The organism is Bacillus sp. FSL H8-0534 (genome assembly GCF_038005885.1).
GTDB lineage: Bacteria > Bacillota > Bacilli > Bacillales > Bacillaceae_G > Bacillus_A > Bacillus_A pseudomycoides.
The window spans coordinates 228,609-254,122 of sequence record NZ_JBBOUC010000002.1 but is presented as its reverse complement, the minus strand read 5'-3'; the positions used below and the strand labels follow the sequence as shown (position 1 = coordinate 254,122).

Here is a 25,514-nt window from a genome sequence, read left to right as displayed (position 1 = left end):
AACTTGAAGTTTACGTTGCGTCATTTTATATACTGTTTAGTAACTACTATATATATCCATTTTGATTTTTCGACATATAAGTCGCGGCTATGGATAACAAAAGGTGACCTGCACTCGTTTTTTCTCTTTGTTTTCACTTGGCATGGGGCACAGGAAAAGGATCTAACCGCTTCTATGCATGAACGGATGCTCGCTCCCACCTAAAAAGAAGGGTTTATATTGGTTTTTTAATTTGTATTTATATATTTAGAGATATCTAGATAAAAGAGATTAGGAAAATAGGAGGTTTTTAGATGAAACAGGGAGATATTATTATTTATGGAAGCGTCATTATAGGTGCAGGTATTGGACTGACACTGGATAATGCATTTCCTGGTGTACTGATTGGCTTAGGAGCAGGATACTTACTTAAAAATTTTTTTCGTAAAGAAGAATAAATGTGGAATGAATAAAACAATTGTTAACGATAGAGTCTTAACGTACAGAAAGGTAGGTTTATGAGTTGATACACATTAATAAGGTTGGGGAGCTGACAGGTGTTACAGTAAGAACACTGCGTTACTACGATCAAATCGGATTATTAAAACCAGCATCCAAAACAGAGGGTGGCCATCGTTTATATACGAATGAAGAAATAAAAAAACTACAGCAGGTTCAATTTTTAAAAAAGGTTGGATTTCCGTTACATGAGATTAAGAATATGCTCGCTTCCAGTGCGTGGGATTGGTCGGATAGTTTAAAGAGTCAATTATCTTTTGTAATAAAAGAACAGGAAAATTTAAAGAAAATAGAGTTATCCTTACGGGAAATGATACATGGAATCGCGATAGAAGGAGAAGAAAACTGGATCGCGATTCAGAAGATTATGCAATTATCCAGTAAAGATAAAGAAATACAGCAGTATTATCGTGAATCTGTATTTAAAGACAGAGAAATAAAACTATGGGAAAAGGTTCCCAATATGACAAGTGACAGCTGTGATTCACTCGAATGGATTGCTCTGATAGGTCAGTTAAAGCGTTATATGGAGGACAGCCCAAAAGCACCCAAAGTCCAAAATATCATTAGAAGAATGGATGAAAAGCGCTTAGAGGAGTTTGAAGGTGAGGATGAATTTTTAGATAAGCTGTGGGAAATAAGGATGTCGCCAAAGCAATCAGAGAAACTGAGATTATATCCAATTGACCAGGATGTGCTTGAGTTTATGGATCAGGCATATGCCATTTTTATGGCTGAAAAGAATAATCCCCAACCGGAATAAGGGGGAAAGAATGATGAGTACAGAACTACTTCTCCTAATAGGGGGATTGGCCCTATTGGACACGCTAAGCCCTGCCACATTAGGGGTAACAGTATATTTGCTTTTAACAGATAAAGAGAGACTTACCAAACGTTTATTGGTTTATTTATTGACGATAGCAGGATTTTATTTTGCTGTTGGAGTTTCACTCATGTTAGGATTAGATTTCTTGCTTGAGATTATTTCTGGCGTATTTCAAAATCGAATCGTAAGCTGGACGTTCTTTATTATTGGGGTGATATTGTTCATAGCAAGTTTTTATGTTCCAACAAAGAAAAGTTCAGACCTACCTGCACCAAAATCAAAAAGCATTCTTTCAATGGTTGCTCTGGGATTCACTACTTCATTAATTGAAGTAGGTACTGCATTTCCTTATTTTGCAGCAATTGGCATAATGACTACTTCTAATCTATCGTGGGTGGAATGGTCTTCTATTTTAGCTGGATACAACTTTATCATGGTGTTGCCTTCCCTCGTGCTGTTTCTTTTCTATCTCCTGTTTGGGCGGTGGATGCAAACATCTCTCGAGAAGCTTCGAGTGAAAATCGCTAATAATACAGGATCGACTCTTTCGTGGATTATGTGTATAGTTGGACTCATCCTGATTTTTAATAGCCTGGATTATTTGTAGGATGTTTGACCAGAGTATTAGATAAAAGTAGAATTATTCAACAATCGGGTACGATTTTTGAATAACAAAGGCAAAAAATGATTAAACCTTTTTATAAAGACCAATTTTAATTCTGCTGATGAAGAATCCATTTTGATCAAACTTTTTTCAAAATGGATTTTATTGATTTATCGTAAAATAGGGGTTTATGAGGCATTTTTGATCAAACTTTATTTCAAAGCTACAGTGATCAGTATGGAAAAGCGAAATTTATTCAAGTGGAAGCATTATCATCATGATATTATGTTGCAAACAGTAAGATGGTACCTACGGTACAACTTGAACTTTCGTGATTTGGTGGAAATGATGGAGGAACGGGGCTTATCCGTTGCTCATACAACGATTATGCGTTGGGTTCATCAGTATGGTCCTGAATTAGACAAAAGAATCCGTCGTCATCTCAAGCAAATCAATGACTCTTGGAGAGTCGATGAAAAGTAAAAAGTCAATGGATGTACCTGTATCGTGCTGTCGATTCGAAAGGAAATATCATCGGTTTTTACCTAAGCAAAGCAAGAAACCACAAGGCTGCAAAGCGATTCTTCAGGAAATCTTTGCAGTCTTTTCATATTTCTGAGCCTCGTGTCGTGACAGTCGATAAGAATCCAGCTTATCCTATAGCAGTTGAAGAATTGAGAAAAGAAAAAAAGATGCCATTAGGCATCCAACTAAGGCAAGTGAAATATCTCAATAACATAGTGGAACAAGATCATCGGTTGATTAAAAAGCGAGTTCGTTCGATGTTAGGATTGAAATCCTTTCGCACAGCTACATCCATTATTTCTGGAATAGAAGCTATGCATATGGTAAAAAAAGGGCAACTTGTTTTACTGGACAAATCTGTCTAAAATCAAGTGAAGTTTATCCATCAACTATTTGGAATTGCTGCTTAAAACTAGATTCCACTAGGAAACTTCTGGCCTCTTTATATCTTTCCTAAGTATTTGCACCGGAACCGTTAAAAGGGATAGCCAAACTACAACAACTTATTCTTATTCAAAAACACATACAGCTATTCCATCAAACATACAAAATTATGATTCAGAAAATGAATTACCACAAGAAACAATTGATCAACCAAATTATCAAGCATATAATCATAGGTTAGCTCATATAACTACTTACCCTTTTTGGAACGTAGGTAGTTATAGCATTCAGTCTGGCTACTTACCTGTATTTGTTTGGACACATCGGAGTGTAGATTTCTATAACTTTATTGATTCCAAAAAGATTACACAAATTCCAGCCGTAAAAAGTCTCCAAGATTATGTAACTGGATTAGGTGTAAGTATTGTAGAGGGTTCCGGATATACAGGTGGAGATGTAGTAGTTCTGCATAATTTTGAGCGTACAGAACAATTAGTTTATCTTTATGCCACGGCAGCAGAAAATGAATTATCTCAAAAATATCGTGTTAGAGTTCGATATGCATCAGAGGGAAGTGGCGAATTGTTTATGGAAGTAAAACAGTCACCTGATGAGTTTTTTGGTCAAAGGGCCTTCGCAAAGATTACAAAGACAAAGAATTCTGAAGAAAAGTTGACGTTTGAAAATTTTCAATATGCTGAATTTGATGGATTAATATCACCCTTAGTACCTAAATTTCTTATAGAGATAACTGCAGTAAACATGTTACACTGCCCACATTGTAAACTGTATATTGACAAAACTGAACTTATCCCAGTTTCTGAATAATAATAGTATGTTTAGACAAAATTTAACCGATTCCTTGCATGTTAAGGAGTCGGTTATTTATTTGCTAATTTTATGAGATGTTTTAATACTATAGTAATAAAACAGGAACCTACCATATTTTCTGATAAGTTCCTTACTTAAATGGAAGAATTTTCAGATGTGACGGGTTATTCTTTTAATCGTTGCCGTACCCCTATTTGAAAAATGTCGGATTCATTTTGACATAGAACTCTCATTTCCTCTTTAAACGTTCGCCAAGATTCAACTTTAATGGATTTTGTACTTCTATCCCTTAATGTATACACTCTTATGTACTGTTGCTCTTTTTTTATTTCTCTCCACACTATCTTCCCCCGTTATTTTTAATCGATGTAATCATAATATCTTTTTAACGAAAGCTTAGATTTAAACCCTACTTGTTTTATAATTTCATCCTCTGAAATTTGATGTTTTATTAACCTTAAAATGAAGGTATTACGCAAGTGTTGTGCTGAAATTCCTTTTCTTAAATTTGCCCTTGCAACTTCAAGTCGAAGCATCTTTTGAACGGCAATCTCTGTTAGAGCTTTGGGTGCATTATTTTCATATGACCAATGATAAGTTTTCCGAGTAAAATCGAAGGCTACGAACAGTGGATCATTGCTATGATATCTTGGACGAACTGGTTCAGGGAGGGTTTTATAATAGCTAAATAATCGCTTTTTATCGTCTTCAGTCAAAAGAATCGTTCTTTCTATACCCACTATTCCTGGTACTGAGATCTTATTATTTTCAAAATGGACGTGCTTCATCTGTAAACCGACAAGTTCTTGTAAGGATAATCCATTATGAATGAGCAAATGGACAATAGAAATGTTACGATCCATAAGCAATGGACGAACGGAACGTTGTTTTTCTGTTAATCCTTTTAATGAAGCTAAAATGGACTTTAACATTTTCTCTTCCTCTATTATAATAAAATCTTCATCACGTAGCGCACGGTTCGGTTGAATAATAAGTTGCATGTCTTCTAACGGATTTGGCAGTTGCAAATACTGATATAGTCTATTTAAGACAATATAGACACGATGTATTGTTTTTTCAGAGTACTGTCGTTGCTGTTTTAAATCATAGAAATACTCATCATAATCCTTTGTATCAAGTCTCGTCCATATATTGCATGTAGGAAGTTTTTTAGATTTTTGCAACCACTGACCAAAATCTTCGATATCATAAACATATCGTTTAATTGTGGAAGGTTTTCTTCCTTTATCTAATAAGAAAGAAGCAAAATGCTGTACTGTGTCTTGGAATTCTTTTGTTGGCATAGCCTTATCATCCTAATTTTTTCTTTTAGTATATCAAATTTTACACATATTCCACTTACCCATTCATCTCCAAAGAAAATATATAAATAAAAAAGATAAGACCAGAAACTCGGTCTTATCTATGGCATAAGGAGAAACAAATAGGGGATAACCATCACTTTTTTATCATATTACATTAACTGTTAATTTTGAATATTATAGCTAAAAATAGTGACAATATCTATATTGAGAAATTTATTACTAATTTGTTTGTGCAGTATCAAAAGGTACACCTTTTGATTCACTTTTTATTACTATGTATTCAAAGATGTGGAGAGCCTTTGGATTGTCTATAAAAGTATACATTTATAGACAGATGTAAACTTGAAATACAGAAGCATTTGCATATGTAAGGGACTATCTTATAAAATATATTTAAGAATAGAAAGACAGGGAGAGGAAACCCATGTCCACAAAATTAGTAAATTTACGAATTGATTTTGCTTTTAAACAGTTATTTGGAACAAAGGGGAATGAAGAAATCTTAATTGGATTTTTAAACGCTATCTTAGAAGAATCTTTAGATACACCTATTTCATCACTACAATTGGAAGACCCACATCTCCATAAGTCTTATGAAGATGATAAGTTATCCATACTAGACTTATTAGCAACACTCGACAATGGAACGCAAGTGAATATTGAGATTCAACTCCGAAATACACATGATATGGTAAAACGCTCTTTATACTATTGGAGTAAGCTCTATACATCCCAAATGCAAGAAGGTATGCCATATCGTTCACTTCGGAAAACAATTACCATTAACTTATTAGATTTCACATTATTTTCTTATGAAGACTCATTTCACACCATCGGACAATTATGGAATTCGAAAACACAACAGGTTTTAAGTGACGATATTGAAATCCATTTTGTAGAGATCCCAAAATTAGTGAAACAATGGCGTGAAGAAAAAGTAAATCCATGGGAAAATACATTTGTCCGTTGGATGTTATTGCTACCAGCCCATGAAGATGAACACTTAACTCAGACATTGGAGGAAATTGCGATGAATCAAGATCCAATTTTACAAAAGGCAATGAATAAATGGGAAAATATGAGCCATGATTCTTCTTTCCGAACAGCTTATGAAGCTCGTGAGAAAGTACTTCTAGATGAACAAGCTAAAATAGCTCATGCTCATGAGGAAGGTAAAGAGGAAGGTAAATTAGCTGAGCGTGCACAATTAATTCGTGGTATGCATAAAAATGGAATGTCGTTAGAAGATATTGCAAAATTTACTGGTCTAAGCACAGAAGAAATACAAAAAATACTATTATAATATGTATCATTATAAAAGCTTTGCGAAAGATCTCGCAAAGCTTTTGATTATTGCACTCGCATTCTTGTACTCTGTATTGTCTGTGCTCTATTCTTCCATCCAATCGCTTTTCTTTAATTCAATTGGATCCGTTTGAACTACTCACCACTTAACGTCCTCACGGACTGTTTGAAGTGGGAGATTCCTAGGTACAGAGTTCTATCGAACTCTAATGAATTAGGCTATCCCCGTAGTTCCTACGGTTAAGATACGAATTGCTTCGTTTCTAAGATTGAGTGCTGCATTCCGATCTCTATCGTGATGTGTGCCACAAGAAGGGCAATCCCATTCACTGAATGGATTGTTCCAGTAGGTAACGATAATATTCGTCCTCAAAACTACATGAGTCCAAAGTATATTACAATTCATGAGACTGATAATACAAGTGTAGGAGCAGGTGCTAGAAACCACGCTCAATATCTATATAACCAAGCAGTAGGGAACACAGACCGAACTGCATCATGGCACTTTACAGTAGACGATAAAGAGATTTATCAACACTTACCATTAAACGAGAACGGGTGGCACGCAGGAGACGGTGATGGTCCAGGTAATAGACAATCTATTGCAATTGAAATCGCAGTTAACAGAGACGGTAACTACAGTAAAGCAGTAAATAACGCTAAGAAACTTGTAGCTTATTTAATGAAAGAAACGGGTGTACCGTTAAATAATATCGTAAAACACCAAAGATGGAGTGGTAAAAACTGTCCTGCTAACATGATTAATAATGGACTATGGGATTCATTCGTAAATGGTGTTGAGGGGTATTATAATAACCTTTCTCAACCAACAGACGACATTATAACAGGCTGGCAACAAATTGATGGCAAGTGGTATTATTTTAACTCAGATGGGTCATGGGATAGTTCGAAATAATAGATTTTCATGTAATTATTTTGGGGAAATAAAAATCAATACACGCTCGTAGGTTTTGGTGCAAAGAATCTCTTAAACTTGGACATACTGATACTATTACTCTAAAAAAGGTGTGTGATCGGTATGAAAAAGGAAAATTTGTTCAAATGGAAGCATTATCAACCTGATATGATTTTATTAACTGTGAGATGGTACCTACGGTATAACCTCAGTTTTCGTGATTTAGTCGAAATGATGGAAGAACGTGGACTATCTATGGCTCATACAACTATTATGCGTTGGGTTCATCAATATGGACCCGAATTAGATGAACGAGTACGACGTTATCTTAAGACAACCAATGATTCCTGGAGAGTCGATGAAACCTATGTGAAAGTCAAAGGTCAATGGATATATCTGTATCGGGCCGTTGATTCAGAAGGGAATACCATTGATTTTTATCTAAGTAAAGCAAGAAATAAACAAGCAGCCAAGCGCTTTTTTAAGAAAGCCTTGGCTTTTTCGCACGTTTCTAAGCCTCGTGTGATAACCGTAGACAAGAACCCGGCCTATCCCGTAGCGATTCAAGAGTTAAAAGAAGAGAAACATATGCCTGAAGGCATACAAATAAGGCAAGTTAAATATCTCAATAATATAGTGGAACAGGATCACCGTTTCATTGAGAAACGTGTACGTTCTATGTTAGGATTCAAGTCGTATGAAACAGCCACTTCTATATTGAGCGGCGTTGAAGCCATGCATATGATGAAAAAAGGACAACTTAACCTACAGGTGAAGTCTGCTCAAAATGAAGTTGGGTTCATACATAAGTTATTTGGAATTGCATCATAATCTGTCATTGAATAGGCCATGTAGGTTCTATATCTCTATCAAATGGTTTTTGCACCAGAACCGGAATTATTAATGGTTGCATAACCATTTAACGATGCAACCCTAGATTCTCTATGTTTTACTTTGCAACAGAAACGGGATTTGCATACAAATCGATTTATCTTGTACAATAATACTAAGAAAAAGAAACGACAGGGAGAAGAAATCCATGTCCAATAAGTTAGTAAATTTACGAATTGATTTTGCGTTTAAACAATTATTTGGTACAAAAGGAAGTGAAGATATTCTCACGGGCTTTCTTAATGCCATTTTAGAAGAATCTTTAGATGTGCCGATTGTGTCTTTACAATTGGAAGACACACATCTCCACAAATCATATGAAGACGATAAATTATCCATTTTAGATTTACTCGCAACTCTTGATAATGGGACACAAATAAATGTAGAGATACAGATTCGCAATACACATGATATGATTAAACGTTCCCTCTATTATTGGTCTAAATTATATACCTCTCAAATGCAAGAAGGCATGCCGTATCGTTCGCTTCGAAAAACAATAACCATTAACCTATTAGATTTCAAGTTATTTTCTAGTGATGAAGCATTTCATACAACAGGGAAACTCTGGAATACAAGGACACATCAAGTATTGAGTGATGATATGGAAATCCATTTTGTAGAGATCCCAAAGCTAGTTAAACAGTGGCGCGAAGAAAAAGTGAACCCATGGGAAAATGCATTTGTTCGTTGGATGTTATTATTACCGGCACATGAAGATGAACATTTAACTCAAACACTGGAGGAGATTGCTATGAATCAAGATCCAATCTTACAAAAAGCGATGGATAAATGGGAAAATATGAGTCATGATTCTTCTTTCCGAATTGCATATGAAGCTCGTGAAAAGCTTTTACTTGATGAACAAGCGAAGCTTGCACATGCAGAACAAGAGGGTATGGAAAAAGGCATTGAGCAAGGTAAGATGCAAATGATTCGAGGGATGCATGAAATTGGTGTACCGCTTGAAACTATTGCAAAAGCAAGTAAGTTAAGTGTGGAGGAAGTAGAACGTATCTTGAAATTAAAGTAAATATATAAACACACACAGAACTTATTTTAAATACAAATTTGTATTCTATTCATGAGCAAACGTATAGAAGATAGTAGACGCTCATTATCGTAGTACGTCTAATCGAAAAGCATTGCTGAAGATTTTGGCAGTGCTTTTTCTAAATCAACTTTTTGATATTTTTCATTCTGCTCACAATATCACTTTTTACTTGCTAATTAAATAACTTTATTGTCATTTTACATAATCCGCCCTTACGTTGAGTACATGTATTCAACATAAGGACCCTTTTAAATTCGTTTTTTAATTTTCTTTGTTAAGATAATAGGTTCTGGTGCAAAAACTTCAAGATAATTGCAAGTAATCTCTAAATCTTGGACATACTGATACTATTACTCTAAAAAGGTGCGTGATCAGTATGGAAAAGCGAAATTTATTCAAGTGGAAGCATTATCATCATGATATTATTTTGCAAACAGTAAGATGGTACCTACGATACAACTTGAACTTTCGTGATTTGGTGGAAATGATGGAGGAACGGGGCTTATCCGTTGCTCATACAACGATTATGCGTTGGGTTCATCAGTATGGTCCTGAATTAGACAAAAGAATCCGTCGTCATCTCAAGCAAACCAATGACTCTTGGAGAGCCGATGAAACATATATCAAAGTAAAAAGTCAATGGATATACCTGTATCGTGCTGTCGATTCGAAAGGAAATACCATCGATTTTTACCTAAGCTAAGTAAGAAACCACAAGGCTGCAAAGCAATTCTTCAAGAAAGCTTTGCAGTCTTTTCATATTTCTGAGCCTCGTGTCGTGACAGTCGATAAGAATCTAGCTTATCCTATAGCAGTTGAAGAATTAAGAAAAGAAAAGAAAAGAAAAAAAGATGCCATTAGGCATCCAACTAAGGCAAGTGAAATATCTCAATAACATAGTGGAACAAGATCATCGGTTTATTAAAAAGCAAGTTCGTTCGATGTTAGGATTGAAAACCTTTCGCACAGCTACATCCATTATTTCTGGAATAGAAGCTATGCATATGGTAAAAAAAAAGGCAACTTGTTTTACTGGACGAGTCTGTCCAAAATCAAGTGAAGTTCATCCATCAACTATTTGGAATTGCTGCTTAAGACTAGATCCCACTAGGAAACTTTTCGCCTCTTTATATCTTTCCTAAGTATTTGCACCAGAACCCTCTTTCTTTTGAATTGTGTGTACAGTTTTTATAAAAAAGTTTGATCATTTTCTGCCCGTGTTTCTATACAATTGCGCCCGTTTATGAAGTCAGGGTTTATTTGATACGCGTACTTTTTAACCTTGTATGTATGAATCATCCCCATGCTCGTCAACTTAAGAAAATAGATAACCCCCAAAACAAAAAACTTGTTCATTCTCGATATAGAAATGTTAATTTTATTGTTTTGGGCTAGTTGCTTTTCTTAAATTGACATTCTTTTCTTTATTCTCTATAAACTATTCATTTTTATTATAGGTTTTATTCACTAACTCTAAGGTGTTTCTTATAAAACCTTGATAAGGCGTTTGAGGTAGCGAATCTATTTTACTAGCTGCTCTCTGCGCATAGATAAGTGCTTCCTCTATTCTTCCTAGTTGTAAAAGACAATTTGCTCTATATGCATCTGCAGTGTAGAGAATACATAATTCAAGTGGGTAAATAGTCGTATTTGGCATCTTAAATTGCTCAAATGTTTCAAGTGCTTCTTTTACATGTCCTTTTCCTAATAATACTTTACCTTTTTCAAGATAATAATAGTCACTTCCGAGGTTCCCCTTTACTAGGGTAGCAAACCTATCTAAGTAATAAAGGGCCTGTTCATAATCCTCTGATGTTTGATTATGATAATGTGCTTGAAGTAACAGTGTAAAAGCTAGAGATTCATCATTTTCACTAAAAACAGCAAACTGTTCTGACTTCTCGATAAAATAAGCATAATCATTTTCATTGTTATGAAGAAGGGCTTGAAACGCTGCAATTCGGAAGATATTATCCATCTTATAAAAGACCATTTTCCTCTTAGATAGTTCAATTAATTGATTAAGCTTACTCTTTCCTGATTTATAGTCACCTATCCCGAAGTGTAAGACCATTTCAATGTAATTCGCTTCTATTTCAACGACCATATCAATCACTGTTGCTTTTTCATGATACTCTTTTCTTATATTTCGTAACATTATCAGTGCATCATGGTAATTACCCTCTTTTGCACGGTATTCTACCATATATACTTTAGCAGCCACGCAGTGGCTATAAAGGGATAACCGCTCATAGATTGCTACTGCTCGTTCTATCAATATCTCTCCACGTTTTTGCTCGGACTTCATAACTACCCTTCCAGAAATCTCTAATATCCTAGCAGATTCAAATGAAATGGGAAACTGTTGGTCCAACATGTCTTGTGTCAAATTAATTATCTGTTCATCATTATTTTTTTCAAACGCTTCCTCTACTTTATTAAATAAGTGCTTTAGCTCATCGGATGTAGAGCTCCCTAATAAATATTGAGGATCGCAGCCCAACTGGTGCGCGATAAATTTCAAACTATCCATCGAAGGGTTCGAATGCCCATTTTCAATCATGCTCAACATCCCTTTTGACATTTTATTACCAGCTAACTCTACAAGTGTCATACCTTTTTCTACTCTTAATTTATTTATTCGTTTTCCTAGCTCATTCATTTTCAACATCCTTTGTAATTCAGTCTACTAGTTCAATTATATTAAACTTTAGATTGAAAAGAAAATCAGTCCATGTTACGATAAGTTCAATTAAATTGAACTTGTTTAATTGGAATTTTCAATGGATAAAAAGAAAAAGGGAGAATTGGATATGAGTGAATTTATTGCGAATGAAACAGGACAAAAATTAGATATAGGTGGTATTGAATTATACTATGAATTGTTAGGGGGAAATAATGAAGGTCCAACCCTAGTTTTTGATGCTGGATATGGAGCCACTTTAGAAAGCTGGAATCCTATTAAAGATGACATTTCAAAGTTCTCAAAAATGTTTATTTATGATAGAGCTGGTATTGGAAAAAGTGAAATGAATGAAAGACCTCGCCATAGTCAGCAAAGTGTCGAAAATCTACGTATATTACTTAATAAAGCAGGTATAAAACCTCCATATGTATTAGTCGGACACTCATTTGGAGGGTTAAATACAAGATTATTTGCAAGCACATATCCAGAGGAAGTAGTAGGAGTCGTTCTCTTAGACTCAACTCACGAGGATCAAAACAGAATATTGCCCTCTTTATTTACAAAAGAAGTTCAGGCGGCTTATTATAATCAATTTACTTTGGAAGGTTCTCTTAATGAAGTGGAAGAAAGCTTAGAACAAATTCGTACTTCTAAATCACTTGGAAACATTCCACTCATTGTTGTAACAGGGGGGCTGCAGCCTTTTCATACAGTGGAGTCTATGGCTACTTGGATGAAATTCCAGGGAGAGCTTGCTAACTTGTCGACTAATAAAAAACATATTGTTGTTGAAGATGCTGGACACGCAATACATATTGATCAACCTCAAGTTGTTGTTGGTGTAATAAGGGATATATTAGATATGGTAAAAAATAAAAATAAAAATAAACACTCCACTCTGTAATAATTTGTTATAACTCAAAATTGGGGTATCGCCACATTACTATCAACCTAAGATGAATTTATACCCATAAGCGTTATTCTTTTTGTAGAAATATACAGAAAGGATGGTTCTGGTGCAAAAAAATCCTTTCATACCACTTGTCTACTTCCCTTATATCTTTTGAGAATATATCTACATCTGTCAGCATATATATTAAATACAATAGATATGTGAAAGGGTGAGAGTATGATTTCATCATATTCAATAAGATACATTTTAATAACGGGTAATACTTTAATAAAAAAAGTAATCACTGTATATGCATCTTCTGCGTTCTTTGCTATTGAAAAAATTAAAAAAGAATTAGAACGTCGCTTTTCTAATCCTACAAAAATTGAAGTCTATGCAGTATAAATATTTAAAACAATTCAAAAGGAAAGGTGAAACCAATATTGGTTTCACCTTTCCTTTTTTGAATTTATTATGTATTAATTACATATTAAAATTCATCTTCACCAATTAAATTCCCCGCATCCTTATCCTTGATTAAACGTTGCTTTAAATAATTTTCTTTTGTCGTTCTATCATCTTTATGACCTACTGCGGCTGCGATAAGATGTGGTGGTAACTCTTTGTAATCGTACAAGTACTGTACATAAAAGTGTCTAAAGAAGTGAGGCGTTATTCTAATATCTTTCGTAAACGGTAGCTCCGTATCCTTAATAATCTTTGTAATGTACTGAGATAAATAATTTTCTCGATATGCTGTATGATTTTTAGTTTGAAAGATGGTACCACCATTTTTATTACCTATATTAATAGGAAGTCGTCGGCGTATACGAAAGGCAACAATACGATGAAAAATCTCTTTATTAATAGAAACAATTCTTTCACCATTACCCTTTGTATCTACAGTCAAGTAATACCGATCACGTATTGAATCAAATTCAAGGTTTTCCCACTTCGCATGAGCAACTTCCGCGACACGTAGCCCCGTTGTCGCAAGAATAGATAATAAAGCATAATTAATCTCGTTATCCTGATAATAACGAAGTAACTGCTTTACTTCTTCATAGGATAAATCCCTCTTTGGTTTATGATGCTTGCCTACTGTGGTACTCAATACTTCTACATGAAGTGGCTCCTGAATATATCCGATTTCATATAGCCATTTTAAATAGGATCGAATTACACCTAGCTTTCTACTTATTGTGGATGGTTTGTATTTCTCCCTGGATTGATAGGAAACTGCCTCTTCTGACAACCACCTTTGATAGTTACGGATATGACGTTTTCGTAGATTCCTCCATACACGACCATCTTCATAATCTTTTACATCTTGCTGCAGATACTCTGTGCTTTGTTTAATAAAAAAATAGAATTGACTTAGATCACGTGCATATAAAACACGTGAATTATCCTTTATCCGTTTTTCCTTATCAAAATGAGTTTGTCGGTTTAAATAGTAGTACAGTATCTCCTCATCAGAAAAACCATCATACGTTTGTTTATCTTCTCGTTCATTGTTTTCTTTTCTTTGCTCCGCTTGTTTTAGAATATCTTCATTCCAAATTGCAATTATATTTGCGAATTCATATTTTTGTTTTCCAATAATTTCTAAAGAACTATCCTTATTTAGTGTCTTCATTTCAAATTTCATCATATATCAACTCCTAAAGGAATTACACTCTATCATTATTATAACCTATATACATGTAAAACTAGTTGTATAAAGAAATTAAACTTTAATTATTAGTAACAAATAACAACCATAGAAAATTGCACATTTTCTATGGTTGTTATTTGTTTACTTTTATTCATTCTTGTTTATTCGTTTTTAACTATAGTAAAAATGAATTTAATTATAAATTATATCTCGTTATTAGATATCAATTTAAATAGTTTACTTTTTATTTATGTTATAATAAATTAAAATTACCTATTTTATAAATTATAATTTACATAATAATATTATTTCTTATATATATAAATGGAATCTTAGGGGGAACGTAAATGCTTAGTACATATGAAATAAATATGACCACGAATGAGGTAAAAGAGTACTTAGATATTAGTCACTTCACATTTAATAATTTAATGAAACAGGGACAACTAAATCCAATTAATAAGGATACATGGCGTTTAGATGGAAGTTTTTTATTTAACAGGGAAGAGGTAGAGAAATTAAAAGGAGAACTTGAGGTAGAAGGAATTACTTTATATCAAGCAAGCAAAGCGTATCATATCAGTATGTATCAACTCGAAAAATGGATAGAAGAGGGAGAGTTAGCTTGTACTATACAGGAGCATCGTAATCGTAAAACAAAATTTGTAAAAGAAGATGACATCCGTGAATTAGTACAACAAATAGAGCGGAAAAATACGATCTATACATACTCACAAAAGCATAATGTAGTATTATTACAAAGGTTTATGAAAGGGAATACGTTAGCACGTATTATCTCGATTCCAAAACGTGGAGATATAATACTTCGTGATGAATTTGGGAATGACATAACATTAGGGGATGCAATAAAAGTAGGATATGAGCCTGCCTATGTTTTATCTGATCAACCGCGAAGTCATCATCAAAGATTTGTGAAATTCCGCTTCCCTAAAACTGATCAATTACGAAGTGATATTTTTCGATTTACTGATCTCATATTACAGTATGTGTCACCGAGAAACTTAAAAATATCAATAGAAGATGAATTTTGGTATTTTGATATTCGTCAATCTCTAGTATCATTACCATCTGGAATGCAGACCGAATGGATGGCCAGTTTGGCACCCTATATAATAGAAGGAAAACTGATACAACGCGTTAATAATAGTGTGTATTTAGATAGTAATGCCGTAACAAAACCGGTAACTCTCACAAGTAACGAGTATAAATCCATAACAAAAATTGTAGAAGAAACAAACAGTTCCATCGAAGAATTTATTAAAGAAGCAATTCGAGATAGAATTAATCTGCACTTACTTAATCAAAAATAAAAAGGTTCCATTTGAACAATTTTTCCTTTTTCTATGCTGATCACACATCTTTTTCTAGAGTCCTACTATCAGTATGTCCAAGTTTAGGAGATTTACTTGCAAAAGTTTTAGAGTTTTTGTACCAAAGCAGGTTTTCAGTATTCATAGAACTACTCCCAATTATAGAAGTGGGAGTAGTTCAAATACTGCATATGGATTCTATTCCTTATATTCAGACTGAATTTCTGACTTTGTTGGATTTTGTATGTTTTTTTCATCGGATGTCGGTTTCCACCAATTACCAGTTATGAATAACATGGTCAATAAATTATAACTGTCACTAAAATAGCTTTCTTTTTTATTCTTCATCCAATCCCATCCGTTATTAACCCACGCTTGATTATTACTGTTAGTTGTACCGGCAGCAATAAATGGTGAAACGAACACAGCTGTTGGATAATCACCAATGTTTGTTCCATTTAGTTCATAACCGTCCACAATTTTAGATGGGTTACCTTTTGTTTTATTTTTAATCCACGTAGCGACCTTATCAGAAATCACCTTACTTCTCTTTTCTCCATACATTGCATAATCCATAACAATTCGGAGTGGTACACGACTCGCATTATAGTAGTATGCATCGGTATGTTTTGATTCATCTAAAAAGTCTTTAGGCGCAGGCTGTGGTGGATTTTTCACAACAAAATCAGAAATCAATCCTGTAGTTGGCGAGTATTTATTTGTAAACTGTGAATAAGTATTGTAGAGATTATCAATAACATTAAGCCAAGTTTTATCTCCTGTAAATTCGTAGAAAGCTCTTAAATGAGACATCATCCAATCGGAGGGTCTAGTATCAAATGTACTCTTTGAACCCCAATCACCTAAATTCAAACTATTATTTTGGGTCACATTACTAGCCTTAATACCTTTTGTAATCATATTTTGAGCTTCTTTCAAATAGTTGATTGTGCCATTTGACCCCCATTGCTTATGAGCAAGAAGAAGTGAGTAAGCAATGTCTAAATCCCCATCTGTCGCAGAATCAAAATGCCCTTGAGCTTTTTTACTATCGGCTACAACCCAACCCATTAAATTGGGATTTTCGGAACTTTTAAAAGCTCTCGCTGTTTTAAATAAGCCATTATAAATAGTTTGGGCGTTTGAATCATAACCTGCCATTAAAACCGTGATTATCATACCATAACCCTGTCCTTCTGAAGTTCCTAACGGTTTAAAGCCGTCTGCATTTCCTGTAATCTCTCCTTTGACGTAGTAACCACCTGGAAGTGAAGAAAGATCATTCTTTAGATACTTATTTTTCCAATTATTATAATAATTTTTAACTGAAGTATTCAAACTTTCTTGCGAAACATGATTCGGTTTAATAATACCAGAGTAGTTTACTTGCTGTGGAAAGGGTTTCATCTCTTTAGCAACAGCTGCTACTTGAAGAGTGTTTGATGTAGTAGAAGGATTTATTATGTCTCCAGTATTTCTTAATGAAGTGTTGTCTAAAACCTCTGCAGCAGTACAATTAGTATAACTTGCTAAACCTATACCAAATGCGGATATAAAAGTGAATATCTTTCTTTTTCGGCTCATTTTTCGGCTCCTTTAAAAAATTAATTTTCGTAAAGTACAGAAACAATCCTATAATGCTATGAAATTTACTTTACTAATACATCAACTTTGATGTACTTTTCATCTTTGCTCAATTCCATTTTACAAATGATATATATAAGTTGTATTTCTAGGTAGTTTTCGTACAGAGCGGATACAATTACTCCTGATTTAGTAGTTTATATAAGAAAGTAAAATCACCATATTTATGTGTCTTAGCAGATACAATTGAGTTGAAATTTTAGATAAAATGGGATGTGATTTTATATAGCTCTCAAAATTTACTGTTGTTTGCTTTCCAAGATTTTTTGATACTATTTGTTACGGAAATTTTTCTTTGGGAGGAGAATCCGCATGTAAATTTGAGTCACTTACACCCAATGCCATTATTCATGCCACCACAACAGCCAATAATAAGCTAAAGGAACTTTTCAATATAATCACCTCTTAAAATGTATTTATATAGAAAATGTACCGTTTTTTGGTGATTATTGAAATAGTCTTTAATATTTTTCAAAAGATGTCTGATTTTATGTTTTTTACTATCTTTATAGGAATATGACTGACCGAGCATGCTCTATAAACAAAAAGGAAACACCTAAGCTACGGTTCTGCGTAGGTGTTTCCTTTTGCATAATGGTTTTTTATATTGGACTACTTAAATCTTGTTATATAGAAAAAAATGGGACAGATTGATTTACAGAATCAGTCTGTCCAAAACCAGAAAAAGTTCATCCACCAAGTATTTGGACTTATAGTATAAAATACGATTCCACTAGAAATCTACTATTATCCATGTTCTTCTTCATATATTTGCATCAGAACCCTAAATCTAAATTTTATGATTATTATCATGTTCTCGTATAACTGATAAACTAGCATTTCCCAAAATTTGAATTCCAATTATCAATATTAACATTATTAACATTATACAGGCAAATAGCCAAAAAGTAATTTGAGCAGGGTACTTATCCATACTCTGTCCTATAATAATTGGAATTAATGAGCCACCAAGACCGTTGGTAGCTAATAATATACTGGTTGTCTTTTCTGTTTGTCCAGGAAAATATAGGTTTGTGATAATTAAGGCAATCGCAAACATTGCTGCCATAAATAACCCCAGAAAGAAGCATAGAAAGAAACCCAACCAAACATTTCCACTAATGGCTAGCAATATAAGTACAACTAGGCCTCCAATATTAATTAAAAGTAAAAACGTGTTATAGGTAAGCTTTTCAGAGATAACACCTGTTAACGCACGTCCTATTACCATTGCCATCCAGTAAACAGTTACAGTCAGTGTTGCAAGAGAATTAGGGACTTCCCACTCTTCCATGAAAATTGAAGGCAAAAAATGAACAATAGATACTTCGCTTCCACCATAACAGAAGAAATATATCGCAGAAAATGTAATGATTAAAAACGTCTTTTTAGTATAAGAACCAGTTGTTTTATTAACAGATGTATTAGTATTGGTATTCTTTATAAGAAATTCATCGACTTCGCCAAAAGACAATACCTTCCATCCGAGCATAACTAAAAATGAGCTCAATCCTAATATCAAAAATGCATATTCCCAAATACCCTTACCTATAAGTACGCTGGAGAAAAGTGGCATGAATAGTGCACCTAATCCAAACGCAACTTCTAGTTTACTCATTGCTGTGGCTTGTTTTTCTTGAAATGTAACTAAAATGATTGTGCCAATACAAGATTCCGCTAATCCAGCTCCATATCCTGCTAATCCGACTAATGGAAAAAGAAAATACCAATTTGGTAGAAAAAATGTAAAAAGCTCAAGACTAATCATAATTAAACCCAGGAGAACTACATTTTTACGTCCTAGTTTTCTAACTAGAATAGGCATGCTAAGTACACCAAGTAAAAAACCAACAAATTGACCAAAGATGAGTAAACCACCATTACTATAATTTTGCTTATAGTGAATTAGAATTTCAGGTAGCATTGCACCAATGATAACTAAGGTAAAAGCGATTAACATGTACGAAAAGAAGCTTATCCAAAGTAAACGTTTTAGCAACTATTTCTCCTCCTTATTAATAATATATTTATTGTTTAAATCAATTGCATATAATAAACCTCTAATATCTAGATATTACCAATATTATTATATAGAAAAAATTAAAATTTCAAAATTTAAATTTTTAATGTTAACAATTTTTAATTATACTACCTTTTTTTATGATTTTTTAAAAAATTTTGTATTTTTTATTTTCTCAACATAATTTACCTTAATTTAACTTGTAGTACGGATATTTCACATTATATTATGAGACTGTTATTTAATAACAATTTTCAAATTGTGGTGCATAGTAAATACAGTCATAATCCATTATTAGTTAGGTTGGGCCCCCTAACACATAAATTTTAACATTACTAAAATAATAGGAGTGTTGTAAAAATGAATGGTAAAGTTAAAAGTTTAACAAACCCTGACAGTCTGTATTACAAAGTAGACAATGTCGTTATGGAGAGAGGGGAAGGTATCTACCTTTACGATCAGGATGGAAATAAATATTTTGACTGCGCATCAGCTACATTTAATTTGAATTTAGGATACAGCAATAAAGAAGTGATTGATGTAGTAAAAAATCAAATGGATAATCTGATTCATGTTACTTCATCTTATCAAACAGACCCTGTAAATAAATTAGCAGAGAAACTTGTTGAAATTGCTCCTAGCAATCTCACAAGGGCACACCCAAAAGTTAGCAGTGGCTCAGCGGCGAATGAAGGCGCTATTAAAATGGCACAATACAATACTGGGAAACGTGATGTTATTTCTTTATTCCGCAGCCATTTGGGACAAACATATATGATGTCAGCCCTTTCAGGAAATGCTTTTCGAAGAGAACCATTCCCACCTCAATTTTCCTTTGGATTGCAAGTCCCAGATCCTTATTGCCTGCGTTGTTTTTACAATCAAAAATCTGATTCTTGTGGAATGTTGTGTGTCGAGAGAATTAATGATTTTATTGAATATGCAAGTACAGGGAATGTTGCAGCTATTATGGTTGAGCCGATATCAGGAAATGGAGGAAATATTGTTCCACCTAAGGGATATTTCAAATCGTTGAAAAAATTATGTGAAGAACACGATATTGCATTAATTTTTGATGAGATACAAACGGGATTTGGTAGAACAGGTAAAATGTTTGCTGCTGATTACTTTGATGTACAACCTAATATGATGACAGTAGCTAAAGGTTTAGGTGGAACTGGATTCCAAGTTGCAGCTATCCTTACTGAAGAGAAGTATGTGGGTATGCCTGGTCACCATCATTCTTTTACTTATGGATCGAATGTAATGGCATCTGCAGCAGCATGTACCACAATTGATATATTACAAAGACCTGGATTTTTGGAAAATGTGACTGTGGTTGGAAATTATATTATGGAACGTTTAGAAAAAATGAAAGAAAGATTTAAGTTTATTGGAGATGTAAGAGGTGTAGGTTTAATGATTGGGGTTGAAATAGTAAAAGATAATAATGAACCTGATGTTGAACTTACAAATCATATTGCAAAACGTGCTATGGATCATGGCATAATTATCAGAACATCTAGATATGGCTACGGGAATGTGTTTAAAATTCGTCCACCTCTTACTATTACTCTAAGTGAGGCAGAAGAACTGTGTTATAAATTAACTCATCTATTGGAGGAAATCAAGTGAAAACCTATATTATTGAGTTAGGAAAATACGTATATAATAAGGTGAAAAATCAAAAGGGAACTTTGAAAAACCGTATAGTTAATGGATACTCTCCAGGTGGAGATGCACAGTTTAATATTGATACTGCAGCAGAAAATGCGGTCCTTGATTATATATCAGATAAGAAAGAACCTGTTGCATTCTATACTGAAGATGGTGGTCTTAAGATTTTTGGAAAAAATCCACAATATATTTTAATTGTAGATCCGATTGATGGTACTCGTCCTGCAGCTGCAGGACTTGAAATGTCTTGTATTTCTATTGCTCTAGCAAAATACAAAGACAATTCTAAAATTAAAGATATTGAATATGCGTTTCTAATGGAACTTAAAACAGGTAATTACATGTATAGTGATATTTTTTCAAATTCTATAGAATTTGAAGGCTATAATAGCCAATTACCAAACTTAAGCCAGGACAAAGACATTAAGAATATGTTTTGGAGTTTTGAGTTTAATGGTCATCCTACTAACTTAATGATTGAATCTTATGGACATCTGATCGATGAGTCAGCAAATAATGGTGGCGTATTTATATTTAATAGTGCATCTTATTCTATTTCACGAATTATTACAGGTCAAATGGATGCATATGTAGATATCGGGAATAGACTTCTAAAAGATTATCCAGATTTGTTACCAGATTTTCAAAGAGTAGGAAATGGTCAAGTCTTACACCTCTTTCCATATGATATAGCTGCCAGTGTGTTTCTAGCGAAAAAAGCAGGAGTTATTATTACTGACGCATATGGTAATTCTTTAGATGAAACTCTTTTAACAGATCTCAGTTATATTAACCAGCAGTCATGTATAGCAGCTTCTACCAAAGAATTACACCAAAATTTATTGGAACAAATTAATTGGAAACGGAGCGAGGAAAAGTATGAAGGCATTGGTATGGACTGAAAATAAAACATTAGAATATAAAGAAGTGGAAGAACCTCAAATACAAAAAAATAATGACGTAAAAGTCAGGATTTATGGTACTGGGATTTGCGGGACCGATTTGAATGTACTAAAAGGGAAGATGTATGCTGCTCCAAATATGGTTATGGGACATGAATCGGTTGGAGTCGTAGTGGAAATAGGGGAAGAGGTTAGAAATGTAACGGTAGGAGATCGTGTCGTAATTGATCCTACTCAGTTTTGTGGGAAATGTTATTACTGTAGAAAAGGTTTAACATGCTATTGCGAAGAGTTCGATGAATGGCAGCTAGGAATCGGTTCTCATGGGACTTTTGGAGAATATTATGTTGGAGAAGATAGATTTATTTACAAATTACCTGAATCAATGGAATGGGAGAGAGCTACATTAATTGAACCTCTTTCATGTGTCCTTAGCGTTATAGAAAAAGCTAATATAAAACCAGATGACTCCGTTCTAGTTTTAGGGTCTGGACCGATTGGACTGTTAGTTCAGATGATTACTCGAAAACTTTCTAGAATTACAGTTGCCACAGAAATTGGTCCCTTTAGAACAGAAGCTGCACGAAAAATAACCAAATATGTATATCATCCGCAAAAACTCACCTTAGAAGAAATCTACCGAATTAATCAAGGAAGAAAGTTCGATGTAATTTTTGATGCCATAGGTAATCAACTAGACTGGGCATATCCGCTTATTGAAAAAGGTGGAAGGCTTATTCCGATGGGGTTTGATGATACCTATGAGTTCAAAGTTAAACCGTTTGAATTACTATCAAAAGGAATTACAATTATTGGAACTGGAGAAGCACATCATATGATGGAAAAGGCTTTATCCTGCGCTATAGACCTTCCAGAATTATCGAATTTAATTACGGAAAAAGTAGCACTTGAAAATTTTGATACAGCTATTGGTAACTTAATGGGGTTTGATCCAACTACTAATGAAAGAAAAGATATTAATTCCATTAAAACAATTTTAGTCTCTGAACCTAATCGTATCTAAGAAATATTAACCAGCTATTTGTTTTATAAATTCAATGAAAATAATAATTTTCCTTCCCACTTTTATCTCATCATCAGGAGAATCTGGATGTCCAGAGAGTTTTATATATCGACCTTTTAAAGAGTATATCAATAGATTAAAATCATTGTTTTGACTACTGTACAAATTTTAGATGAGAATTTAGGTTCTGGTGCAAAAACTCTAAAACTTTTGCAAGTAATCTCCTAAACTTGGACATACTGATAGTATTACTCTAGAAAAGGTGTGTGATCGATATGGAAAAGGAAAATTTGTTCAAATGGAAGCATTATCAGCCGGAACTTATCTTATTAACAGTAAGGTGGTACCTACGGTACAATTTGAGCTTCCGTAACCTAATGGAAATGATGGAGGAACGAGGCTTATCCATAGCTCACACAACGATTATGCGATGGGTTCATCAATATGGATCTCAATTAGAAGAGAAAGTACGACATCATCTTAAAACAACAAATGATTCATGGAGAGTCGATGAAACTTATATTAAAGTGAAAGGGCAATGGATGTATTTATATCGTGCCGTTGATTCAGAAGGGAATACCATTGATTTTTATCTAAGTAAATCAAGAGATAAACAAGTAGCCAAGTGCTTTTTCAAGAAAGCCTTGGCTTTTTCATACGTTTCTAAACCCCGCGTGATAACAGTAGATAAGAACCCCGCTTATCCTGTAGCAATTGAAGAGTTAAAAGAAGAAAAAAGGATGCCAGAAGGCATCCAAATTAGACAAGTGAAATATCTTAATAACATAGTGGAGCAAGATCACCGGTTTATTAAAAGGCGAGTTCACTCTATGTTAGGATTCAAGTCATTTAAAACAGCAATTTCTATATTGAGTGGTGTCGAAGCCATGCATATGATGAAAAAACGACAACTTGTTCAGAACAAGTCTGTCCAAAATCAAAAACAATTTATTCATAAATTATTTGGTTTATCTTCATAAGCTAGAAATATAGAGGAAATTGTTACTCTATGTTTCTAACTAACATTTTCGCACCAGAACCGAATATAAAACAATTTATATGATTCAAGATCATCTGTACTTAGTATATGAAGCTATACAACAAGACACCCAAGAAGTATCGAAAATTTTTCTTCGTCTGTTTGACCTCTTACAGAAAAACGGACGAAAATCTCACCGATATGAGAAAAAGACAGTTTTTGATATTTTAGACGTTGTTTATCAGTGCACTGTATCCAATCTAAAGCAGAAAACTGCATAACCTTTAAAAACACACCTTATCAAGGTTTATTTGGAATACGTATTTTTAAAAACAAATAAACAAAATATCAAGCATGTAGGCAACAGGAACGGAAGTTCATGAAATACTCAACCTTAGCTTGATGGGCATGATATTAAACCCCTATAATAAATATAGTGCAAATATGCACCTTTTGAAAAAGAGTGAAAGTTAAAAAAAGGGACCCCATGTGGGTTCCTTTTTTAATACATATAACCAAATTTAACTCTAGTCCAACAATGGAAAATTATTGTTAATTTTATTAAGAAGGGGAGGCACATAAATTAGTATTTTTGTCTTTTATCTCAAAATCTAAGAATACTCTTTATTATGAGATATATACAAAGTTTAACTCAAAATAAATACTAGCACTTAAAGAGAATTTAATTTCACAATATTAAGTCTTATTTAAATAATTATCTAACAGGCACACTAGAGAAGTCTACATTATAATGTTATTTATAAACATAATTTAAAAAGGAACAATTTCCTCTTTTTATCTCAATAACACAATATATATATACATTTTGAGATAAGGAATTCCACTCATTTTATAACTACCGATAAGATTTCTTATGTAAACTAATTAAAAGTATGTGTTTTAAAACTCCTTTATATCAGTGGTTTTCCAATGACAGAAAGTATCCCCTTACATGACCATGTGTATTTGTTTGTAAATATACAGAATTATTTTTGAGACAAACTGCCTAATTCGACAAGTAGCCACTTACTTGTGTTCATATACATTCCACTACAAAAATTAGCTTGTGCGTATTTCTACAAAGAAAAAGCATTCTATTTTATTGAACATTTTTACTGTGATACACAATACAATGGGAATACAATGAGGAATATGATTATATTAATAAAGTTCAGTTTTAATTTTTTATAACTAGAATCCAGGTACCTCATTTTATGTAATTTATGTAATTTATGTAATTTATTTTTCTATTAAAATGGTACTTTTGTATCGTAGATTAATGACACTAATACAGAAAGACCTTGGAAACATGCTAGGTATCGATGTCAAAAAAACAAATGAAGAATTAATTATTTCATGACAATTAGCTAAGATTCAAAATCCATTAAGTGAAATTATTGAGGTTACCATAGCTACTACGTATGCTGGTGTTGAAGAACCAGATGTACTCCGCATTAGAACAGCATACGGTACAACAGATCGTGTGGTAATGTAGCTTTGGAATAAAGGTTGATAAATAATACCCAACAAGCCATCATTTTAC

At 33.5% G+C, this 25,514-nt stretch carries 20 protein-coding genes and 6 pseudogenes; 20 read left to right on the top strand and 6 right to left on the bottom strand.

Annotation, left to right across the window (positions count from 1 at the left end):
• Positions 1–293: 293 nt before the first annotated feature.
• The 5 genes and pseudogenes from MHH71_RS28250 to MHH71_RS28230 all read left to right on the top strand — a co-directional run bounded on the left by MHH71_RS28250 (position 294) and on the right by MHH71_RS28230 (position 3,665).
• Positions 294–437: a hypothetical protein gene (locus tag MHH71_RS28250; RefSeq protein ID WP_003201958.1), complete on the top strand. Its 144-nt coding sequence runs from the start codon at positions 294–296 to the stop codon at positions 435–437.
• A gap of 65 nt (positions 438–502) precedes the next feature.
• The gene (locus MHH71_RS28245; protein ID WP_006097196.1) at positions 503–1,261 is read left to right on the top strand and encodes a MerR family transcriptional regulator; all 759 of its coding nucleotides are present in this window, start codon (positions 503–505) and stop codon (positions 1,259–1,261) included.
• A 13-nt stretch (positions 1,262–1,274) separates the two neighbouring features.
• Positions 1,275–1,931 (top strand): GAP family protein, encoded by a 657-nt coding sequence (locus tag MHH71_RS28240; RefSeq protein WP_033799417.1) that lies wholly within the window; start codon positions 1,275–1,277, stop codon positions 1,929–1,931.
• A gap of 234 nt (positions 1,932–2,165) precedes the next feature.
• Positions 2,166–2,818, top strand: a pseudogene (locus MHH71_RS28235) (IS6 family transposase).
• A gap of 79 nt (positions 2,819–2,897) precedes the next feature.
• The gene (locus MHH71_RS28230; protein ID WP_078211897.1) at positions 2,898–3,665 is read left to right on the top strand and encodes a delta endotoxin C-terminal domain-containing protein; all 768 of its coding nucleotides are present in this window, start codon (positions 2,898–2,900) and stop codon (positions 3,663–3,665) included.
• A gap of 362 nt (positions 3,666–4,027) precedes the next feature.
• On the opposite strand, the gene MHH71_RS28225 is transcribed toward MHH71_RS28230, so the two are convergent.
• Positions 4,028–4,972 (bottom strand): tyrosine-type recombinase/integrase, encoded by a 945-nt coding sequence (locus MHH71_RS28225; protein ID WP_006097725.1) that lies wholly within the window; start codon positions 4,970–4,972, stop codon positions 4,028–4,030.
• A gap of 445 nt (positions 4,973–5,417) precedes the next feature.
• On the opposite strand from MHH71_RS28225, the gene MHH71_RS28220 reads away from it, so the two are divergent.
• Positions 5,418–6,296: an Rpn family recombination-promoting nuclease/putative transposase gene (locus tag MHH71_RS28220; protein ID WP_006097727.1), complete on the top strand. Its 879-nt coding sequence runs from the start codon at positions 5,418–5,420 to the stop codon at positions 6,294–6,296.
• A gap of 216 nt (positions 6,297–6,512) precedes the next feature.
• Here the strand turns inward: MHH71_RS28220 and MHH71_RS30750 are convergent, their stop codons facing one another.
• Positions 6,513–6,704: a zinc ribbon domain-containing protein gene (locus MHH71_RS30750; RefSeq protein WP_438263647.1), complete on the bottom strand. Its 192-nt coding sequence runs from the start codon at positions 6,702–6,704 to the stop codon at positions 6,513–6,515.
• Between MHH71_RS30750 and MHH71_RS28210 the strand changes: the two are divergent.
• The 4 genes and pseudogenes from MHH71_RS28210 to MHH71_RS28195 all read left to right on the top strand — a co-directional run.
• Positions 6,615–7,214: pseudogene (locus MHH71_RS28210) on the top strand (N-acetylmuramoyl-L-alanine amidase); the annotation flags it as partial. The gene MHH71_RS30750 and the pseudogene MHH71_RS28210 sit on opposite strands and share 90 nt — an antisense overlap.
• Before the next feature lie 123 nt (positions 7,215–7,337).
• Complete coding sequence (locus MHH71_RS28205; protein ID WP_033799380.1) at positions 7,338–8,045, top strand: IS6 family transposase; 708 nt, start codon at positions 7,338–7,340, stop codon at positions 8,043–8,045.
• A 208-nt stretch (positions 8,046–8,253) separates the two neighbouring features.
• Positions 8,254–9,138, top strand: a complete 885-nt coding sequence (locus MHH71_RS28200; protein WP_006097070.1) for an Rpn family recombination-promoting nuclease/putative transposase — start codon at positions 8,254–8,256, stop codon at positions 9,136–9,138.
• Between the two features lie 397 nt (positions 9,139–9,535).
• Positions 9,536–10,254, top strand: a pseudogene (locus MHH71_RS28195) (IS6 family transposase).
• A 343-nt stretch (positions 10,255–10,597) separates the two neighbouring features.
• Here the strand turns inward: MHH71_RS28195 and MHH71_RS28190 are convergent.
• Complete coding sequence (locus tag MHH71_RS28190) at positions 10,598–11,821, bottom strand: helix-turn-helix domain-containing protein (RefSeq protein WP_170959261.1); 1,224 nt, start codon at positions 11,819–11,821, stop codon at positions 10,598–10,600.
• 121 nt (positions 11,822–11,942) lie between these two features.
• Here MHH71_RS28190 and MHH71_RS28185 point away from each other — a divergent pair, with 121 nt between their 5' ends.
• Together MHH71_RS28185 and MHH71_RS28180 are read left to right on the top strand one after the other, a co-directional pair.
• Positions 11,943–12,749, top strand: coding sequence for an alpha/beta fold hydrolase (locus tag MHH71_RS28185; RefSeq protein ID WP_006096993.1), 807 nt, complete (start codon positions 11,943–11,945; stop codon positions 12,747–12,749).
• Between the two features lie 225 nt (positions 12,750–12,974).
• The gene (locus tag MHH71_RS28180; RefSeq protein ID WP_006096994.1) at positions 12,975–13,142 is read left to right on the top strand and encodes a hypothetical protein; all 168 of its coding nucleotides are present in this window, start codon (positions 12,975–12,977) and stop codon (positions 13,140–13,142) included.
• A gap of 85 nt (positions 13,143–13,227) precedes the next feature.
• Here the strand turns inward: MHH71_RS28180 and MHH71_RS28175 are convergent, their stop codons facing one another.
• Entirely contained in the window at positions 13,228–14,388 is a 1,161-nt protein-coding gene (locus tag MHH71_RS28175; protein ID WP_033799759.1) for a tyrosine-type recombinase/integrase, read from the bottom strand.
• Positions 14,389–14,741: 353 nt separating this feature from the next.
• Here MHH71_RS28175 and MHH71_RS28170 point away from each other — a divergent pair, with 353 nt between their 5' ends.
• On the top strand, positions 14,742–15,725 hold the full coding sequence (locus tag MHH71_RS28170; protein WP_340725671.1) for a ribbon-helix-helix protein, CopG family: 984 nt from the start codon (positions 14,742–14,744) through the stop codon (positions 15,723–15,725).
• 198 nt (positions 15,726–15,923) lie between these two features.
• Here the strand turns inward: MHH71_RS28170 and MHH71_RS28165 are convergent, their stop codons facing one another.
• A complete protein-coding gene (locus tag MHH71_RS28165; RefSeq protein ID WP_006097088.1) occupies positions 15,924–17,309 on the bottom strand; it encodes a glycosyl hydrolase family 8 in 1,386 nt (461 codons plus the stop codon).
• A 697-nt stretch (positions 17,310–18,006) separates the two neighbouring features.
• Here MHH71_RS28165 and MHH71_RS30745 point away from each other — a divergent pair.
• Positions 18,007–18,090, top strand: a pseudogene (locus MHH71_RS30745) (IS6 family transposase); the annotation flags it as partial.
• 69 nt (positions 18,091–18,159) lie between these two features.
• On the opposite strand, the gene MHH71_RS28160 reads toward MHH71_RS30745, so the two are convergent.
• Positions 18,160–19,368, bottom strand: coding sequence for an MFS transporter (locus MHH71_RS28160; RefSeq protein ID WP_033799388.1), 1,209 nt, complete (start codon positions 19,366–19,368; stop codon positions 18,160–18,162).
• 381 nt (positions 19,369–19,749) lie between these two features.
• Between MHH71_RS28160 and MHH71_RS28155 the strand changes: the two genes are divergently transcribed.
• The 6 genes and pseudogenes from MHH71_RS28155 to MHH71_RS28130 all read left to right on the top strand — a co-directional run.
• Positions 19,750–21,024: an aspartate aminotransferase family protein gene (locus MHH71_RS28155; protein WP_018783204.1), complete on the top strand. Its 1,275-nt coding sequence runs from the start codon at positions 19,750–19,752 to the stop codon at positions 21,022–21,024.
• Complete coding sequence (locus tag MHH71_RS28150) at positions 21,021–21,968, top strand: inositol monophosphatase family protein (protein ID WP_033799387.1); 948 nt, start codon at positions 21,021–21,023, stop codon at positions 21,966–21,968. The genes MHH71_RS28155 and MHH71_RS28150 overlap by 4 nt, the downstream gene beginning before the upstream one ends.
• The gene (locus MHH71_RS28145) at positions 21,946–22,992 is read left to right on the top strand and encodes a zinc-dependent alcohol dehydrogenase (RefSeq protein ID WP_033799386.1); all 1,047 of its coding nucleotides are present in this window, start codon (positions 21,946–21,948) and stop codon (positions 22,990–22,992) included. The genes MHH71_RS28150 and MHH71_RS28145 overlap by 23 nt, the downstream gene beginning before the upstream one ends.
• 275 nt (positions 22,993–23,267) lie before the next feature.
• Complete coding sequence (locus MHH71_RS28140; RefSeq protein ID WP_078211931.1) at positions 23,268–23,972, top strand: IS6 family transposase; 705 nt, start codon at positions 23,268–23,270, stop codon at positions 23,970–23,972.
• A gap of 49 nt (positions 23,973–24,021) precedes the next feature.
• Positions 24,022–24,252 (top strand): annotated as a pseudogene (locus tag MHH71_RS28135) (IS4 family transposase); the annotation flags it as partial.
• A 1,028-nt stretch (positions 24,253–25,280) separates the two neighbouring features.
• A pseudogene (locus tag MHH71_RS28130) lies at positions 25,281–25,463 on the top strand (SunI/YnzG family protein); the annotation flags it as partial.
• Positions 25,464–25,514 lie beyond the last annotated feature (51 nt).

Bases quoted from the DNA above. Each gene is read 5' to 3' on its own strand.
- MHH71_RS28250 (WP_003201958.1), top strand. From the start codon at position 294: ATGAAACAGGGAGATATTATTATTTATGGAAGCGTCATTATAGGTGCA.
- MHH71_RS28240 (WP_033799417.1), top strand. From the start codon at position 1,275: ATGAGTACAGAACTACTTCTCCTAATAGGGGGATTGGCCCTATTGGAC.
- MHH71_RS28225 (WP_006097725.1), bottom strand. From the start codon at position 4,972: ATGCCAACAAAAGAATTCCAAGACACAGTACAGCATTTTGCTTCTTTC.
- MHH71_RS28220 (WP_006097727.1), top strand. From the start codon at position 5,418: ATGTCCACAAAATTAGTAAATTTACGAATTGATTTTGCTTTTAAACAG.
- MHH71_RS30750 (WP_438263647.1), bottom strand. From the start codon at position 6,704: ATGAATTGTAATATACTTTGGACTCATGTAGTTTTGAGGACGAATATT.
- MHH71_RS28205 (WP_033799380.1), top strand. From the start codon at position 7,338: ATGAAAAAGGAAAATTTGTTCAAATGGAAGCATTATCAACCTGATATG.
- MHH71_RS28200 (WP_006097070.1), top strand. From the start codon at position 8,254: ATGTCCAATAAGTTAGTAAATTTACGAATTGATTTTGCGTTTAAACAA.
- MHH71_RS28190 (WP_170959261.1), bottom strand. From the start codon at position 11,821: ATGAATGAGCTAGGAAAACGAATAAATAAATTAAGAGTAGAAAAAGGT.
- MHH71_RS28185 (WP_006096993.1), top strand. From the start codon at position 11,943: ATGGATAAAAAGAAAAAGGGAGAATTGGATATGAGTGAATTTATTGCG.
- MHH71_RS28180 (WP_006096994.1), top strand. From the start codon at position 12,975: ATGATTTCATCATATTCAATAAGATACATTTTAATAACGGGTAATACT.
- MHH71_RS28175 (WP_033799759.1), bottom strand. From the start codon at position 14,388: ATGAAATTTGAAATGAAGACACTAAATAAGGATAGTTCTTTAGAAATT.
- MHH71_RS28170 (WP_340725671.1), top strand. From the start codon at position 14,742: ATGCTTAGTACATATGAAATAAATATGACCACGAATGAGGTAAAAGAG.
- MHH71_RS28165 (WP_006097088.1), bottom strand. From the start codon at position 17,309: ATGAGCCGAAAAAGAAAGATATTCACTTTTATATCCGCATTTGGTATA.
- MHH71_RS28155 (WP_018783204.1), top strand. From the start codon at position 19,750: ATGAATGGTAAAGTTAAAAGTTTAACAAACCCTGACAGTCTGTATTAC.
- MHH71_RS28145 (WP_033799386.1), top strand. From the start codon at position 21,946: ATGAAGGCATTGGTATGGACTGAAAATAAAACATTAGAATATAAAGAA.
- MHH71_RS28140 (WP_078211931.1), top strand. From the start codon at position 23,268: ATGGAAAAGGAAAATTTGTTCAAATGGAAGCATTATCAGCCGGAACTT.